At 68.6% G+C, this 16,270-nt stretch carries 15 protein-coding genes; 4 read left to right on the top strand and 11 right to left on the bottom strand.

The genetic code is table 11. The features are described 5' to 3' along the window. Window positions 1-138: 138 nt before the first annotated feature. Window positions 139-1,188 (bottom strand): EF-P lysine aminoacylase EpmA, encoded by a 1,050-nt coding sequence (gene epmA / locus AC1RR5_RS10750; RefSeq protein WP_492922087.1) that lies wholly within the window; start codon window positions 1,186-1,188, stop codon window positions 139-141. A gap of 114 nt (window positions 1,189-1,302) precedes the next feature. On the opposite strand from epmA, the gene efp reads away from it, so the two are divergent. Beyond that, on the top strand, window positions 1,303-1,869 hold the full coding sequence (efp, locus tag AC1RR5_RS10745; RefSeq protein ID WP_492921468.1) for an elongation factor P: 567 nt from the start codon (window positions 1,303-1,305) through the stop codon (window positions 1,867-1,869). Between the two features lie 75 nt (window positions 1,870-1,944). Here the strand turns inward: efp and AC1RR5_RS10740 are convergent, their stop codons facing one another. From AC1RR5_RS10740 to AC1RR5_RS10730, 3 genes are all read right to left on the bottom strand, one after another. Continuing rightward, window positions 1,945-4,413 carry a TonB-dependent receptor gene (locus AC1RR5_RS10740; RefSeq protein ID WP_492921466.1) on the bottom strand — a complete coding sequence of 823 codons (2,469 nt, stop codon included), beginning with the start codon at window positions 4,411-4,413 and terminating at the stop codon, window positions 1,945-1,947. A gap of 136 nt (window positions 4,414-4,549) precedes the next feature. Next, complete coding sequence (locus AC1RR5_RS10735; protein WP_492922086.1) at window positions 4,550-8,572, bottom strand: ice nucleation protein; 4,023 nt, start codon at window positions 8,570-8,572, stop codon at window positions 4,550-4,552. A 117-nt stretch (window positions 8,573-8,689) separates the two neighbouring features. Next, complete coding sequence (locus tag AC1RR5_RS10730; protein ID WP_492921465.1) at window positions 8,690-9,601, bottom strand: LysR family transcriptional regulator; 912 nt, start codon at window positions 9,599-9,601, stop codon at window positions 8,690-8,692. A 92-nt stretch (window positions 9,602-9,693) separates the two neighbouring features. Between AC1RR5_RS10730 and AC1RR5_RS10725 the strand changes: the two genes are divergently transcribed. Next, window positions 9,694-10,707, top strand: a complete 1,014-nt coding sequence (locus tag AC1RR5_RS10725) for an NAD(P)H-binding protein (RefSeq protein ID WP_492921463.1) — start codon at window positions 9,694-9,696, stop codon at window positions 10,705-10,707. Here the strand turns inward: AC1RR5_RS10725 and AC1RR5_RS10720 are convergent. The 3 genes from AC1RR5_RS10720 to AC1RR5_RS10710 form a co-directional block, all read right to left on the bottom strand. Continuing rightward, a complete protein-coding gene (locus AC1RR5_RS10720; protein ID WP_492921461.1) occupies window positions 10,704-11,210 on the bottom strand; it encodes a sugar O-acetyltransferase in 507 nt (168 codons plus the stop codon). The two genes, AC1RR5_RS10725 and AC1RR5_RS10720, sit on opposite strands and share 4 nt — an antisense overlap. A gap of 87 nt (window positions 11,211-11,297) precedes the next feature. Then, window positions 11,298-11,690 carry a DUF1801 domain-containing protein gene (locus tag AC1RR5_RS10715; protein ID WP_492921460.1) on the bottom strand — a complete coding sequence of 131 codons (393 nt, stop codon included), beginning with the start codon at window positions 11,688-11,690 and terminating at the stop codon, window positions 11,298-11,300. Next, window positions 11,687-12,565 (bottom strand): LysR substrate-binding domain-containing protein, encoded by an 879-nt coding sequence (locus tag AC1RR5_RS10710; RefSeq protein WP_492921458.1) that lies wholly within the window; start codon window positions 12,563-12,565, stop codon window positions 11,687-11,689. Before AC1RR5_RS10710 ends, AC1RR5_RS10715 begins: the two co-directional genes overlap by 4 nt. A gap of 137 nt (window positions 12,566-12,702) precedes the next feature. Here AC1RR5_RS10710 and AC1RR5_RS10705 point away from each other — a divergent pair, with 137 nt between their 5' ends. Beyond that, window positions 12,703-12,825 carry a hypothetical protein gene (locus tag AC1RR5_RS10705; RefSeq protein ID WP_492814294.1) on the top strand — a complete coding sequence of 41 codons (123 nt, stop codon included), beginning with the start codon at window positions 12,703-12,705 and terminating at the stop codon, window positions 12,823-12,825. An 86-nt stretch (window positions 12,826-12,911) separates the two neighbouring features. On the opposite strand, the gene AC1RR5_RS10700 is transcribed toward AC1RR5_RS10705, so the two are convergent. Both AC1RR5_RS10700 and AC1RR5_RS10695 read right to left on the bottom strand, forming a co-directional pair. Next, window positions 12,912-13,853 carry an electron transfer flavoprotein subunit alpha/FixB family protein gene (locus AC1RR5_RS10700; RefSeq protein WP_492921456.1) on the bottom strand — a complete coding sequence of 314 codons (942 nt, stop codon included), beginning with the start codon at window positions 13,851-13,853 and terminating at the stop codon, window positions 12,912-12,914. Beyond that, window positions 13,853-14,599 (bottom strand): electron transfer flavoprotein subunit beta/FixA family protein, encoded by a 747-nt coding sequence (locus AC1RR5_RS10695; protein WP_492921454.1) that lies wholly within the window; start codon window positions 14,597-14,599, stop codon window positions 13,853-13,855. The genes AC1RR5_RS10700 and AC1RR5_RS10695 overlap by 1 nt, the downstream gene beginning before the upstream one ends. Before the next feature lie 206 nt (window positions 14,600-14,805). Here AC1RR5_RS10695 and AC1RR5_RS10690 point away from each other — a divergent pair, with 206 nt between their 5' ends. Beyond that, window positions 14,806-15,075, top strand: a complete 270-nt coding sequence (locus tag AC1RR5_RS10690) for a hypothetical protein (protein WP_492921452.1) — start codon at window positions 14,806-14,808, stop codon at window positions 15,073-15,075. A gap of 166 nt (window positions 15,076-15,241) precedes the next feature. Here AC1RR5_RS10690 and AC1RR5_RS10685 read toward each other — a convergent pair whose 3' ends face one another. Together AC1RR5_RS10685 and AC1RR5_RS10680 are read right to left on the bottom strand one after the other, a co-directional pair. Beyond that, window positions 15,242-15,820: a cob(I)yrinic acid a,c-diamide adenosyltransferase gene (locus AC1RR5_RS10685; protein WP_492921451.1), complete on the bottom strand. Its 579-nt coding sequence runs from the start codon at window positions 15,818-15,820 to the stop codon at window positions 15,242-15,244. Between the two features lie 30 nt (window positions 15,821-15,850). Continuing rightward, on the bottom strand, window positions 15,851-16,057 hold the full coding sequence (locus tag AC1RR5_RS10680) for a twin transmembrane helix small protein (protein WP_492921449.1): 207 nt from the start codon (window positions 16,055-16,057) through the stop codon (window positions 15,851-15,853). Window positions 16,058-16,270 lie beyond the last annotated feature (213 nt).

Genomic DNA, 16,270 nt, shown 5'->3' with positions numbered 1-16,270 from the left:
TAGGGCAGCCGACTTCGGCCGCATCGTCGCGCAACACGCCAAGGACATGGAAGAAACGCCCAACTGTGGCGCTTCCCACTGATGCGCCGCCCCAAGGCGCGTAAACGCTGCCGTAGGCGTTCCGTTCCCGGCTAATTTTCAGCTCGCCACCGGAGTCCAGACGACGTCCTCGATCCGCCGCGCGCCGGTGGCCAAAAGCACCAGCCGGTCGAAGCCCAAAGCTGAGCCGGAGGCCTCGGGCATGTGCTCCAGGGCGGCCAGGAAATCCTCGTCGATCGGATAGCGCTCGCCGTAGATGCGGGCCTTCTCGTCCATCTCGATCATGAAGCGGCGGCGCTGCTCGGCGGGGTCGGTCAGTTCGCCGAAGGCGTTGGCCAGCTCGACCCCGCAGGCATAGAGCTCGAAGCGTTCGGCCACACGCGGATCGGCGTCCTTGGGGCGAGCCAGGGCGGCCTCCGAGATCGGATACTCGCACAGCACGGTGGCGCGGCCTTCGCCCAGGCGGGGCTCGACCTTCTCGACGATGATGCGGCTGAAGACGTCGGCCCAGCCGTCGTCTTCGGCCACGCGGATGCCGGCGTCACGCGCCGTGGCGGCCAGGGCGTCACGGTCGGTGGAGCCGTCCGGCGCGACGCTGGCCAGCAGGTCGACGCCGGCGTGGCGCTGGAAAGCCTCGGCCACCGACAACCGCTCCGGTTCAGCGAAGGGATCACAGGTCATGCCCCGGAAGTCGAAGCGCTTCGACCCCGCCGTCTCGGCCGCCAGCGCCAGCAGGGTCGCGCAGTCCTCCATCAGGGTCTGGTAGGGCGCGTCCGCCCGGTACCACTCCAGCATCGTGAATTCCGGATGGTGCAGCGGCCCGCGCTCGCGATTGCGCCACACCTTGCCCAGGCTGAAGATCTTCTCCTCGCCCGCCGCCAGCAGTTTCTTGCAGGCGAACTCCGGCGAGGTGTGCAGGTAAAGCGGGCTGGCCTCGCCCGAGATGGTCAGGGCTTGCGTGGCGAAGGCGTGCAGGTGCGCCTCGTTGCCGGGCGAGACCTGCAGGGCGGCGGCCTCGACCTCCTCGAACCCCTCGGCCTCGAACCAGGCCCGGAACGCCTTGGTGATCCGGTTGCGGTCCAGCAGGAACGGCCGGCGGTCGGCGTGGACGTCGCTGCGCCACCAAGTGGAGGAGGTCTGGGACAAGATGAAACCGAAGAAGCTGGAGATTTCGCCCCGATCGCTATAGGACGGCGGGCACAGATCAATAGCATGATCGCGCCCGCGGCCTCGCGCGCGCTTTCTTCCAAGGACGATAACTACGTGAAGGTCGCAGCCAGCTCGCTCCGCAAAGGCGCCGTCGTCGACATGGACGGCAAGCTCTACGTCGTCCTGACGGTCGACAACATCCACCCCGGCAAGGGCACCCCGGTGACCCAGCTGAACATGCGCCGCATCTCGGACGGCGTGAAGGTTTCGGAGCGGTACCGCACCACCGAACAGGTCGAGCGCGCCTTCGTCGACCAGCGCAACCACACCTTCCTGTACCAGGACGGCGACGGCTTCCACTTCATGAACCCGGAAACCTTCGATCAGCTCGTTGCGACGGAAGAAGTGATCGGCGACGCCGCGCCGTACCTGCAGGAAAACATGACGGTGCAGCTGTCGACGCACAACGACGTGCCGATCGCCATCGAACTGCCCCGCACCGTGATCCTCGAGATCGTCGAGACCGAACCGTCGGTGAAGGGCCAGACCGCCTCGTCGTCGTACAAGCCGGCCATCCTCAGCAATGGCGTGCGCACCACCGTCCCGCCGTACATCGCCGTCGGCACCCGGGTGATCATCCTGACGGAAGACAACTCGTATCAGGAACGCGCCAAGGACTAAGGTCCGAAGTGTTCTGAAAGACGAAGGCCCGGCGGAGCGATCCGCCGGGCCTTTTTCTTTGCGCCTGTGGGCAGACTAGAAGTCCGCCGACAGGGTCACGAAGCCCATGCGCGGAGCCTGCGGGAAGGCCGTGTAGCCGCCCGAGTTGCTGGTGACGCCGGCCGTCGAGACGCCCTTCTTGTCGAACAGGTTCGTCACGTTGGCCGACACGCGCAGGCCCTTCACGAAGCCCTTGTCGGACATGTCGAAGGTGTAGCCGGCGTTCAGGTCGACCAGCATCATCGACTTGACCGACAGGTCGTTGAGGTAGGTCACGAAGCGCTTGCCGACATAGTCGCCGCTGATCTGGGCGTCGAAGGCGCCGAAGGTCACGCGGGCGATGGTCTTGTTCATCCACTTCGGGGTCAGCGGCACGTACTTGCCGCCGGTGGCCACGGTGACCGGGGTCGCGACGCCGCCCACGAGCGTGGTGCCCGACTGGTAGTCGTTGTCGTACTTGGACTCGTTGTACGACAGCGCGTTGTAGAGCTGGAAGTGGTCGCCGAACTTCAGCGTGCCGGCCACGTCGACGCCCTTGGTGGTCACGCCGCCGACATTGGCCAGGATGGCCGGCGCCGGGTTGATGAAGTTGTAGGGCGCGATGTTCAGCAGGCGGTTCTTGAACTTCACATTGTAGACGTTGACCTGGCCTTCGATGCCGGTGATCGGGCCCAGGGCGACCTCACGACGCGAGCGCAGGCCCGCCTCGTAGGTCCAGGCGGTTTCCGGCTTCACGGTCGTCTTGAACAGCTCGAACGCGGCCTGGGTGCCCAGGCTCCACGGCGAGAAGCCGTAGAAGTTGCTGCCCGCGCCGTACGGGATGAACTGGCGCATGTTCTGCTGCGCGTTCACGAACAGCTGATCCTCGTCGCTGATGTCCCACAGCAGGCCGGCCTGCGGCAGGAACCACTTGTTCGAGACGATGCTGCCGGTCGGATACTGCACCGGCACCGCGACGGTCGGCAGGTTCTTCTGGTTGACCGGGAACTTGCCGGTGGCGTCCTGCAGGCTGGACTTGAAGCCGACCTGCACCAGCAGCTGCGGGATGATCCGCCACTGGTCCTGGAAGTGCAGCTGGACGTCGTTGGTGAAGAACTCGGCGGCGTACTGCACCAGGGCCTTCTTGCCGCGCGGCACGTCGTAGGGCGTCAGGTTGTTGTTGGCGGCCGAGAAGGGGTACCAGGCGCGTTGCTGGGTCGGTTCGTTGTGCTCGAACCAGAAGCCGGCCTTGATCTGGTGATCGCCCAGGGTCCAGTCGACCGTCGACAACGCGCCCGGACGGTTGATGTGGTACTCGGTGGTGCGCACCTCGTTGCCCGTGCCGCCGAACAGGGCGACCAGGTTCGCCAGGCTGCCGGCGCTGGTGGGCGAGCCGCCGACGATCAGCTCCGGATAGTAGGTGGCGAACAGCGCGGGCAGGCCGGCGTTGTTGACCGGGCCGGCGACGATGCCGCGACCGTAGTTGTAGTGGAAATAGACCTGGTTGGTCCAAGTCAGGCCTTCGACCGGGGTCCAGGCGTACTTCAGGTACGACAGGATGTCCTCGCGCTGGGCGGCGCTGAAGCAGTTCGAGAAGTTGTTGCCCTGGGCCGGCGGCGGGGTGCCAGGGCCGCCCGTCAGGCTGCTCGTGCAGGCCGCCAGGTTCGGATAGAGGAACGGACGCGTATAGGGCGTGAAGCCGGCCGCCGCGGCGGTCTGCTGGTTGCCCATGGCGGTGGCGTCTTCGTTCGGCTCCACCTTCATCTGCCAGTCGGCATAGAAGGTCAGCACGCCCTTCTCGCCTTCGTGGACCAGCTTCAGGTTCACCTGATGGCCGCGCTGGTGGCCTTCGAAGTCCCAGGCCTTGGCGTCCTGGCGCAGGTACGAGACGTAGCCCTTCCAGCCGCCGGCCATCTCGCCGCTGTCGAGGCGCACGAAGGTGCGGCTGGTCTCGTGGCTGCCGACCGTCTGGCGGACGTTCAGGCCGCGCTCGGCCGACGGGTCACGGCTGAAGGTCTCGATGGCGCCGCCCAGGTTGCTGGTCGAGGCCACGCCCAGGGCGCCGGCGCCCGACGACAGGGTGACGCGCGAGACGTTTTCCGAGGTGACGGCGCGCGACACCGACAGGCCGTTGTAGTTGCCGTACTGCTGGTCGCCCAGCGGCACGCCGTCCATGGTGAAGCCCAGCTGCTGGGTCGAGAAGCCGTGGACGAACAGCGACAGGTTCTGCTCGTTGTTGCCCCACGGGTCGGCGGTCCGATAGACGACGCCTGGCAGGAACTGGATGGCCTTCAGCGGGCTGGCGCCCGGCAGCACGTTCTGGATCTGCTGGGCCTGCATGGTCACCGCCGAGCGGGTCTCGCGCTGGCTGGTGATGATGACCTGCTCGACGCTGGTCGAATCGGCGTCGGCGGCCGGCGCAGCCGCCGCGGTCTCGGCGGCGTGCGCGCCAGCGCCCATCAGGGCCAGCAGCGCGGCGCTGCACCACAGGGCGGCTTGCCGGCTGGTCGTCTTGTCGAATTGCATCTCGTACCCATCCCTTTTCGCAAATGCGAATTCCCGAAGGCGGGGATAGGTCGAGCCCAAGACGGACCCGCGACAGAAACACGACGCTCCCGTTACAGTGGCGCCGAAGCCACAGTCTTCCAAGACAGATGGGGGGCTAGAGGCCGATGGCCTCCAGCTGGGCGCGGGTCATGGCGTCCAGCTGCGACGCGGTCAGCTTGTTGACCTGGGCGCGCGACAGGCCGCTGAGCTGGCCGGGGGAGAAGGCGGCGATCTGCGTGCTGGTGAAGCCGGAGACCTGGCTGGGCATGATCTGGCCCATCTGGGTGGAGGTCAGGCTCTGGATCGCCACGGTCGGCAGCTGGCCGACCTGGGTGGTGGTCAGGGCCCCCAGCTGGGCGCCCGACAGCCGCGCCAGGCCGTCGGCCCCGAACGCCGCCAGCTGCTCGCCCGAGAAGCCCCGCACCTGGGTCGCCGACAGGCTGCTGAAATAATCCTCGCTCATGCCGTTCAGCGCCGTCATCGACAGGCCGCTGATCTGGGCGGCGGAGAAGGCGCCGAGCTGGGTCTTGTTGAACTCGCCCATGTCGGTCGCCGACAGGCCGCGCACCTGGATCGGCGTCAGGGCCTGGATCTGGGCGGGCGACAGGGCGCCGACCTGGGTCACGCTCAGGGCCGAGATGTCGGCCGCCGAGAAGCCCTCAAGCTGCGCCGCGCCCAGCGCGCCGACCTGTGAGGCGGTGAAGTCGCCGATGTCCTCGGCGGTGAACGCCTCGATCTGGGTCGTCGTCAGGCCGCGCACCTGGCTGGTGGTCAGGCGGGCGAACTGGGTGGCGTCCAGGGCCGACAGGATCTCGCCGCGCACCGCGCCGATCTGGGCCGAGGACAGCACCTGCACCTGGCTGGACGACAGCAGGCCGAAGCTGGAGGCGTCCAGGCTGGCCACCTGGGTCGTCGACAGGCCGCCGACCTGGGTGGTGGTCATGGCTGTCAGGCGCGAGGTCCCCAGGGCCGCGAAGGCCGTGGCCGACAGGGCGCCGATCTGGCTGGCGCCCAGGCTCGCGACCTCGGTGTCGTTCAGGCTGGCGATCAGGGACGTCGAGAGCCCGGCCATCTGGGTGGCGCTGAGCTGGCCCAGGCGACTGCGGATCAGGCTGTCGGACAGGCCGCTCAGCTGGGTCGGGGACAGGCCCGAGAACTGCGTCGCCGTCAGGCTGGCGATGGCGGTGGTCGACAGGCTGCCGAGGTTGGTCCCCGACAGCGCGCCCAGCTGCGAGGCGGTCAGATAGCCGACCTGGGTCGGCGACAGCTCGGCGAAGTCGGTGCTCGACAGGCTGCCGACCTGGGTGGTCGACAGGCCCTGGACCTGGGTGGCCGACAGGCGCGCGACCTGGGTCGTGGTCAGAGCAGACAGGGCGGTGGTCGACAGCGACGACAGGAAGGTGGTGTTCAGGCCGCCGACCTGGGTCTCGGCCAGGGCCGCCAGCTGGGTGGCGGTCAGGGTCCCAGCCTGGGTGGCCGACAGGCCGGCCAGCTGGCCCGAGGTCAGGCTGGCCACCTGGGTCTCGGTCATCGCCGGCAGGACGTCGGCGGCCAGGACGCTCAGCTGGGCTGAGCTCAGCGCCGCCAGCTGGGCGGGCGACAGGCCTTGCATCTGCGTGGGGCGCAGGGCGGTGATCTGGGCCGCGGCCAGCGCCTTGACCTGGGTCGTGCTCAGCGCGCCCAGCTGGTCGGCGCTCAGGGCCGCGATGTCGGTCGCCGGCAGGGCGGCCAGTTGCGAGGCTCCGATCGCGCCGATCTGGGTCGCGGTGAAGTCGGCCATGTCCTCGGGCCTGAGGCCCAGCAGCTGGGTGGTGGTCAGGCCCTTGATCTGCTGGGTCGACAGCGCGCCCACATGCTCGGCGTCCAGGGCCGAGAAGGCGGTCGGCGACAGGCCGCCCAGCTGGGTGGACGACAGCATGGCCAGGCGCTCGGGCTCCAGCGCGGTCACGGCGGTCAGCGACAGGCCGGCGATCTGGGTCGAGCGCAGGGCGATCCACTGCGACGTGCTGAGATTGTCCAGGTCGTCGGAGTCGAGGCCCGCGATCTGGGTCGTGGACAGGCCTTGGACCTGGCTGGTGGTCAGGCCCGCCCACTGGGTGGGGCTGAGATCAGCGATCAGCGTCGCCGACAGCGCGCCGATCTGGCCGGCGCTCATGGCCGCGACCTGGGTGGCGCCGAACAGGCCGAAGGTGGTGGCCGAGAAGCTCTTGATCTGGGTGATGGTCAGGGCGCGGACCTGGGCGGCGCTCAGCTGCTCGAAGCTCTCGGTTGGCAGCCGGCCCAGGGTGGTGGTGGTCATGGCCGCGATCTGGGTCGGGTAGAGGGCGCCGATCTGCGTGGCGCTCAGCGCGTCGATCATGGTCGAGGGCAGGTTGGCGATCTGCTCGTTCGACAGCGACCGCAGCTGCTGCGAGCTCAGGACGGCGATCTGGCTCTCCGACAGGGCCCCCAGGGCCGCCAGCGGCAGCTTGCCGATCTGCGTCCCGCCCAGCTTGCCGATCGCGGTGGTCGTCATGTGCGAGACCATCGCCCCGACCTGGGCGCCGTCCAGCGCGCCGATCTGGCCGACGGTGAGCTGGGCGACGTCGGTGTCCGACAGGCCCTTCAGCTGGGTCGTGGACAGGCCCTTGACCTGCTGGGTCGTCAGTTTCGCGACCTGTGTCTCGTCCAGGGCCGACAGCGCCTCGGGCGTCAGGCCGCTGATTTGGCCCGGGCTGATGCCGCTCAGCTCGGTGACGCTGAGCTTGGCGACGTCGGTGGCCGACAGGGTCTTCAGCTGGGCCGCCGTCACGCCGGTCCACTGGGTGCGGGTCAACTCGGCGACCCCGCGCAGCGCCGACAGCTGCGTGCCCGTTAGCGCGCCGATCTGGGCGGCGTTGAAGGCGGTGGTCTGCTCGGGCGTCATCGCCGCGATATCGCTGCTGGACAGCGCTTTCAGCTGCAGCGTCGTCAGGCCGCGCAGCTGGGTAGGGCTGAACGTCGCGAACTGCTCGTCGGACAGGGCCGCCAGCCGCTCGGGCGCGAGCGAGGAGAGCTGGGCCGCGCTGAAGGCCCTCAGCTGGCCGCGGGTGAACTCGTTGAGGTCGTCGCCGTCCAGCGCCTTCAGCTGCTCGGCGCGCAGGCCGGCGACCTGGGCGGCGCTGAGCGCTCCGACCTGGGTGGCGTCCAGGGCCGCGAAGCCGGTGGGCGGCAGGCCGCCGATCGCGCCGGGGGCCAGGGCGGCGATCTGTTCGGCGCTAAGGCCCGTGATCGCGGTGACCGACAGGGCGGCGGTCTGGTTGTTGGCCAGGCCCGAGATCTGGGTCGGGGTCAGGGCGTCCAGGAACACCGAGCCGGCCTTGCCCAGCTCGGTGGGCGACAGGGCGCGGATCTGGGTCGGCAGCAGGGCGGCCGAGCGGCTGCCGGCCAGGGCCTTCAGCTGGTCGCCGTTCAGCGCCGACAGCTGCAGGTTGGTGATCTTCGACCATTGATCCGGCGTGGTCCGGGCGATGTCCTCGGCCGTGAAGCTGCGCAGGACCTGGACGCTCAGGCCGGAAAACTGCGTCGCGGTCACCGCGCCCAGCTGGTCGTCCGACAGGTTCTGGACCTGGGTGATGCTCAGGGCGCTGATCTGGTTGAGCGTCAGGCCGCCGACCTGTTCTGGCGTGAACTCGGCCAGGTCGCTGAGCGGCAGGGCGCGCAGCTGCGACGGCGACAGGGCGCGGACCTGGGCCAGGTTCAGGCTGCGCACCTGGTCCTGCGACAGGGCCGAGAAGCTGGTCGCGCTCAGCGCCGACAGCTGGGTAGTGGCCATGGCGTCCAGCGCCTCGATGCTCAGGCCCTGGAACTGGGTGGTCGACAGGGACTGCACCTGGCCCTGGTTCAGCAGGCTCAGCTGGGTGGGGCTGAAGCTGATCGAGGTCGACAGGCGCGGCAACTGGGCGGCGGTCAGGCCCGGCAGCTGGTTCTGGTTGAACTTGGCGAACTGCTCGGGCGTCAGGCTGCCGATCGCGGTGACCGAGATGGCGGCCACCTGGACGCGGGTCAGCTTGGCGAATTCCGACGGCGGGGCATTGGCGATGTCGGCCGCGCTCAGCGTGGCGATCTTGCTGGCCGACAGGCTGGAGAGGGCCGGCATATCGGAATTGATGGCCACCATGCGCACACCGAACTCGAAAGCCGCCGCGCGATCCCCTTCGAGGGCGCATGGCGAATGGGCCGCCAACTTCCGGGCGGCGATTCTGCAGTCTCCACTCTAGGTGGAAATATGTTTAGTTCAAACTGTATTTCCTATCTTGGCATACATGGTCAAGCCTGACACCAGGGCATCGAACACCAGCCGCACGCGCCGAACATCCTTCAGGTCCTCGTGCGTGACGACGAAGGTCTCCAGGTCGAAGTTGAACACCTCGGGCAGGACGCGCTCCAGCAGCGGGTCGCGCGCGGCCAGCCCGACCTGGCAGACGCCCAGGCCCAGTCCCGCGCGGATCGCCGCCAGCTGGGCCACGTCGTTGTCGGTGCGGAAGGCGAATTCGTCGATGCGCAGATCCAGGCCCATGGCCTTCACCGCTCGCACCCCGATGGTCTCGCTCTCATAGCCGATCAGCGGCAGGCGGCGCGCCTCCTCCAGATTGGTCGGCCGGCCCCAGGCGTCCAGCACCCGCTTGTGGGCGTGCATGCCCAGCGTGATGTTTCCGACCCGCTTGGCGACCAGGGCCTCCTGGGTGGGACGGACCATGCGCACGGCGATGTCGGCCTCGCGGCGCAGCAGGTCTTCGCTGCGGTTGGTCAGGGCCAGTTCCAGGACGAGGCCCGGATGCGCCTCGCGCAGCTGGGCCAGGATCGCCGGCAGCACCTCCATGCCGACGACTTCGCTGGCGGTGATCCGCACCACGCCCGAGGCCGCCCCGGCCTCGGCCGAGGCCGCGCGGGCCAGGGAGGCGGCCGCGATGGCCATGGCCCGGGCGTGCTGGGCCAGCTCGCGCGCCAGCGGCGTCGGCGTCAGGCCCGAGGGCGAGCGGGTGAACAGGGCCACCCCCAGCTGGGTCTCCAGGTCCTCGATCCGCCGGCGCACCGTGGGCTGGGCCGCGCCCAGGTGGCGGGCGGCCGCCGACAGGCTGCCGGTGTCGATCACGGCCAGGAAGGCGCGCTGGCGTTCCCAGTCCACGGGGATGGAGTCTTGGCTCATACATTTTTGATAGGCTGATAGATCATTCCTGGCAATTTCTGTCGAAGCGGTCGCGCGGCATCTTCCGGTCATCGGATCTTGAGGAGCCCGCCATGACCATCGCCAACCCCCGCATCGCTCTCGTCCTCGGCGCCCATGGCGGCGTGGGCGGCGAGACCGCCGCCGCCCTGGTCCGCCACGGCTGGACCGTCCGCGCCCTGGTGCGCGATCCCGGCAAGGCCCGCCTCAGCGCCCACTTGGCGGGCGTGACCTACCTGCAAGGCGACGTGATGGACCGCGCCGCCGTGGTCGCCGCCGCGCAGGGCGCCGCGATCATCGTTCACGCCGTCAACCCGCCCGGCTACCAGGGCTGGAAGAAGCGCGTGGTGCCGATGCTGGAGAGCACCATCGCCGCCGCCCGCGGCAGCGGCGCGCGGATCCTGCTGCCGGGCACGATCTACAACTACGACCCCGCCGCCCACGCGGTGATCGACGAGACCACGCCCCAGCGCGCCTTCACCCGCAAGGGCAAGATCCGTATCGAGATGGAGGTCCGGCTCGAGGCTGCGTCCGCCAGCGGCGTGCGCTCGCTGATCCTGCGCGCCGGCGACTATTTCGGCCCGCGCTCGACGGCCAACAGCTGGTTCGCCTCGGGCCTGGTCAAGCCCGGCCAGCCGGTGAAGACCATCCTCTATCCCGGCGACAAGGGCGTCGGCCACGCCTGGGCCTACCTGCCCGACGTCGGCGAGACCTTCGCCCGCCTGGCCGATCGCGAGGCCGAGTTGCCGGCCTTCGCCCGCTTCCACTTCGACGGCCACTGGGACGCCGACGGTGCGGCCCTGATCCGCGCCATCGCCCGCGCCGCCGGCCAAAGACGCCCGAACGCTCGCCGTCTGCCCTGGGGCCTGCTGCCGATCGCCGGCCTGTTCAACGAGACCCTGCGCGAACTCTCCGAGATGCAGCCGTTCTGGCGTCACCCGGTGCGGCTGGAGAACCGCCGCCTGGTCGCCTTCCTCGGCGAGGAGCCCCGCACGCCGCTGGACGTCGCGGTGACGGCGACCCTGCGCGGGCTGGACGTGCCGGTGGCGGAAAGCGCGCCGACCCTGCGGCTGGCGCGGGCGGCTTAAGGGGCCTCGGCGATCGAGCGGATGACCCGGGCGGGATTGCCGCCGACCAGCGTGTTCGGCGGTACGTCCGTGGTGACCACCGAGCCCGCCGCGACGACGGAATTCTCGCCCACGGTCACGCCGCCGATGATCGTCACGCTCGCCGCGATCCAGACATTGCGCGCTATCACGATGGGCGCGGCGGTCACGCCGTCGCGCCGGCGGGACGGCTCGATCGGATGGCCCGAGGTGATCAGGCTGACATTGGGCCCGATCATCACGTCGTCGCCGATGTCGACCCCGCCCAGGTCGTAGATCGTGCAGTTCTGGTTGATGAAGACGTTGCGGCCGACGCGGATGTCGGGCCCGCCGGTCGTGAAGAACGGCGGCAGCAGCAGGAAGGTCTCGTCGATCGCCTTTCCGGTCAGGTCGCTGAACAACTGCCGGATCTCATCGGCGTCGTTGAAGGTCAGGCGGTTGAGGGCTGGAACCAAGGCCGCCGCGCGCTTGACGTTGGCGGTCATCGCCGCCGATTCCGCCGTTCGCCGGGGGATGAACCGCTCGCGACCGTTGCCCGCCATTTTCGAATCCTCACGCGACATAGCGCGAGCCTAGGCGAGGCGCTCCTGGATGTCCTGGTACGCCGCCGCGATCAGCGCGGTCAGCGCCGCCTCGTCCGTTGGTTGGCCCCAGACCACCTTCACATGCCGCATCAGCCTGCCCGAGCCCTCCAGCAGCCCCGCTGGATCCTCCAGCTCCGCCCCGTGGAAGAAGCCGACGTTCACGTGGGCCTTGAAGGCGGCGACATAGGCGAAGGCGGCGTCGTCGACGCAGGCGGTGGGATGGCCATCGTGGAGCAGTTCGCGGACGTCAGGGCCGAGAGCTCGGATCGTCTCGAACCAGGGCCGGGTCAGCTGGCGCAACGGATCGGGCGCGGTGAGCCAGGCCTCGACCTCGGGATCGCGGCGGGCGGCGCTGGGCAACCGGAAGAGGCGGCTGGTCACGCCCGCTCGCCTTCCGTCTTGGCCAGGAACCAGTCGCGCAGTTTCAGGATCCTGGGCAGCTTGGGGTTATTCTGCCGCCAGACGAAGTTGTGGCCGGTCTCGACGTCGATCTCGCCGGGCAGGGGACGGACCAGGCGGCCCTCGTCGATGTCGCGCTTGGCGTAGCCGCCTCGGGCCAGGGCGAAGCCCAGGCTCTGGGCCGCGGCGTCCAGCATCATGGCCGAGCCGTCGAAGCCCAGCGCTGGCCGCAGTTCCGGCGGCTCGATGCCCATGGCCCGGAACCACATCGACCACGGCAGGTCGGTGTGCCGCAGCAGCGGGGCCGACAGCAGGTCCTCGGGCTTCTCGATCGGGTGGCGGGCCAGCAGCGCCGGGCTGCAGACCGGGAAGATGCGCTCGTCCATCAGCCGGACGGACTCCAGGCCGGGCCAGGGGCCGATGCCGTAGCGCAGCGCGACGTCCACACCGTCGGTGGCCAGGTCTGAGACCCGGTCCTCGACCCGGATGGTCAGGTCCAGTTCGCCCGTCTCGATCGACAGGCGCGCCAGTTGCGGCGACAGCCAGCTGGTGGCGAAGGCCGGGCCGGCGGAGAGGACGATCGGGCCGCTGGCCGCGCGGCGGGCCGAGTCGACCCCTTGACGCAGGGACTCGATCGCCTCGCCGATCCGGGCCGCCAGGGCCGCGCCGACGGAGGTAGGCTCCATCTGGTTGCCGCGCCGGGTGAACAGCTGGACTCCCAGCTCCTCCTCCAGCTTGCGGACCTGCTGGCTGACCGCGCCATGGGTCACGAACAGCTCATCGGCCGCCCGGCTGTAGGAGCGGTGGCGGGCGGCGGCCTCCAGGGCGACCAGGGACGAGAAGGGCGGCAGGCGCATGGTCAAGATCTAGGGATGTTAGCCCAGCTCACAAGTCCCTACAGATAGCATCGTTCGTAAAGGGGCGGGCGCTTTGGCATTGTCCTGATCACGGGGACGCGCTGCCCCGCCCCAACCGAACCCAAAGGAAGACGACGATGAAGACCCTGCTGCTTGCGGGCGCGATGGTGCTCGCCCTGGCCACTGGCGCCGTCCGCACCCCCTCGACCCTGGACGACCCCCATGCGCAATGGGCCAAGATCATCCACACGGCGCGCTGAGCGCGCGCCACATGACCAGCCCAACAAGAAAGGCCCGGAGTTTCCTCCGGGCCTTTCTCTTATTCAGAAGCCTGTAGCGACCGGGCTTATTTGCCGGCGGCGGTCAGGGCGTCCATCAGTTCCGGGACGGCCGTCTTGTAGTCGGCGACCAGGCCGAAGTCGGCCACCTGGAAGATCGGGGCGTCGGCGTCCTTGTTGATCGCGACGATCACCTTGGAGTCCTTCATGCCGGCCAGATGCTGGATGGCGCCCGAGATGCCGATGGCGACGTACAGTGACGGCGCCACGACCTTGCCCGTTTGACCGACCTGGTAGTCGTTCGGGGCGTAGCCGGCGTCGACGGCCGCGCGCGAGGCGCCGACGGCGGCGCCCAGCTTGTCGGCCAGCGGCTCGATCACGCGCTGGAACTCCTCGGCCGAACCCATGGCGCGACCGCCCGAGACGACGATCTTGGCCGCGGCCAGTTCCGGACGGTCGGACTTGACCATCTCTTCGCTGACGAAGCGGGTCTTGCCGGCGTCGGCGCCCGAGACGGTCTCGACCGAGGCCGAGCCGCCTTCACCCGCCGCCGCGAAGGCGGTCGGACGGACGGTGATCACCTTCTTGGCGTCCGACGTCTGGATGGTCTCCAGCGCGTTGCCGGCATAGATCGGGCGCGTGAAGGTGTCGGCCGAGACGACCTCGATGATTTCCGAGATCGGGGCGACGTCCAGCTTGGCGGCGACGCGCGGGGCGAAGTTCTTGCCGCCGGCGGTGGCCGGGACCAGGATCGCATCGTAGTTGCCCGCGAGCGCGAGAACCGCGTCGGCTTGAGCTTCGGCAACGCCATGACCCAGCGAGTCACTTTCGGCCAGCAGCACCTTGCGGACGCCGGCGATCTTGGCGGCGGTGTCGGCCACGGCCTTGGCGCCCTTGCCCAGGACCAGCACGTCCACGTCGCCCGAGATCTTCAGGGCGGCGGTGACGGTCTTGTGGGTGCCGTCACGCAGGTGGGCGTTGTCGTTATCGGCGACGACGAGAACAGCCATTACAGCACCCCCGCGGTGTTGAGCTTGGAAACCAGATCAGCGGCGGTTTCGACCTTGATGCCGGCCGAGCGCTTGGCGGGCTCGGTGACCTTCACGACCTTGAGGCGCGGCGCGACATCGACGCCGTAGTCGGCGACCGCCTTCTGGGCGATCTCCTTCTTCTTGGCCTTCATGATGTTGGGCAGCGAGGCGTAGCGCGGCTCGTTCAGGCGCAGGTCGGCCGTGATGATGGCCGGTAGGTCGACATCCAGGGTCTGGAGGCCGCCGTCGACTTCACGGGTGACCTTGGCGGCCGAGCCCGAGACTTCCAGGGCGGAGGCGTAGGTGGCTTGCGGCCAGCCCAGCAGGGCCGACAGCATCTGGCCGACGGCGTTGTTGTCGCCGTCGATCGCCTGCTTGCCCATGACCACCAGGTTGGGATTTTCCTCGGCCACGACGGCCGCCAGCAGCTTGGCGACGGCCAGCGGCTCGAGATCGGCGTCCGAGGTGATCAGGATGCCGCGGTCGCCGCCCATGGCCAGCGCCGTGCGGATCGTTTCCTGAGCTTGCGCCGGACCGATGCTGACGATGACGACCTCGGTCGCCACGCCCTTTTCCTTGAGGCGCACGGCTTCTTCGACCGCGATCTCGCAGAAGGGGTTCATCGACATCTTGACGTTCGCAAGGTCGACACCGGTCTGGTCCGCCTTCACGCGGGCCTTGACGTTGTAATCGATAACCCGTTTGACCGGGACTAGGACCTTCATCGGTTTCCACCGCCTCCAGGCTGTTTTTATCCGTGCTTGGCATCCGACTTACCGCTTGTGCGCCGCAATGCAAGTTTCCCTTTGCGTAAGCGTAATGCGGAAATCAGGGGATCGTTCAAACGGTTGTACGATTTTCGCGGTTTCGCCGTGATCCCGCGTTGGCGGCGGCAATTCCCTTAAGGACGGAAAGGCGCTAAGGGGCGCCCATGAACAAGACCATCAACCGCCTGAAGTACATCTTCCTGGCCCTGTTCCTGCTCGGCAGCGCCGGGGTGCTGGCCTATCACGGCCTGTGGGTCTGGCCGAAAGAGAAGTGTGAAGCCCGTGGCGGCGCCTGGGCCGGCAAGTGGCTGAAGTGCGCGACGGTCTACCCGATCGAGACGATGACGCGCCGTCCGGCGGGCACGCCGCCGATCAATGGGGAGAAGGCGGAGCCGAAAGCGGCTCCGGCGACTCCCGCTCCGGAAAAGAAGTAACCCGCCCAACCCAAATCTGCCTTCCTAGGCCTTGTGCCTAGGACCCGTGGCTCAGCTGGGTTCGGGATTTCCAAGAGCGCGCCGCCAGCGATGGGGCGCGCTTTTCGCATTCTGGGCAGCGGAACGATGGACCCTAGGCACAAGGCCTAGGGAGGCAATGTGGGGACTACCGCGTCGCCCCCGGCTTCCACAGCACGTCGGCGCTACCCTTGTCGTTGCTCCACCGCGCCGCGACGAACAGCAGGTCCGAGAGCCGGTTCAGATACTTGATCGCCGGCGCCCCGACGATCTCCCCCTCCATCCCCGCCAACGCCACGCAGGTCCGTTCGGCCCGGCGGCAGACGGTGCGCGCCACGTGCAAAGCGGCGGCGGCCGGCGACCCAGCGGGGAGCACGAACGAAGTAAGAGGACTCATCTCGCCGTTCAGCAGGTCGATCTCCTGCTCCAGGCGCTCGACCTGGCTGTCGAGGATGCGCAGCGGCTCCCACTCGGGCTTGCCGTGCTGCTCCGGCGTGGCGAGATCTGCGCCGAGGTCGAAGAGGTCGTTCTGGATGCGCTCCAGGATCGCGTCGAGCACCGCATCAGGGCCGGTATGCTGCCGCGCCATGCCGATCGCGGCGTTGGTCTCGTCGACCCCGCCATAGGCTTCGACCCGCAGCGAGGCCTTGCTGACCGGCGCGCCGGTGGCCAGGCGCGTCGAGCCGCCGTCGCCCGTGCGGGTATAGATGCGGTTCAGCGTGACCATGGGTCGCAGACTCCCGTTCGGCGAAGCGCTTTAAGCGCCGCCCTTGCGCCACCAGAAGGCGGCGGCGACCAGGACGATGATGGCGATGAACTGCAGCAGCACGCGCAGCCGCATCAGCCTGTTCGAGTAGGACCGGCCGAAGTCGCCGCCGCGAAACAGGGCGTAGAGGCCAACGCCCAGGGCGATCAGGACCGCCAACAGGGCGGCGGGAACGAGGAAGTCGAAGAGTTGGCTCATGGCGCCGGAAGATAGGCCGCGACGTTCGGCTTAGCCATAGGACCCGGAGCCGTAAGGAGTGTCACGCGTTTCGCGCCTTCAGGTTAGCGACTCAGTTCGATGACCACTGTCCGTTGAGTCAATTCGGCGAACCTGTTCGGTGAGCCCATTTGTCGCAGTGACGCTTTGAGAGCGCTCCCATATCTATGCCGCACGCCGAAGTTCGGCGATTTG

Source organism: Caulobacter sp. GW821-FHT11E11 (genome assembly GCF_058808315.1).
The sequence above is the reverse complement of the archived record's forward strand: the minus strand, read 5'-3'. Positions and strand labels throughout refer to the sequence as shown.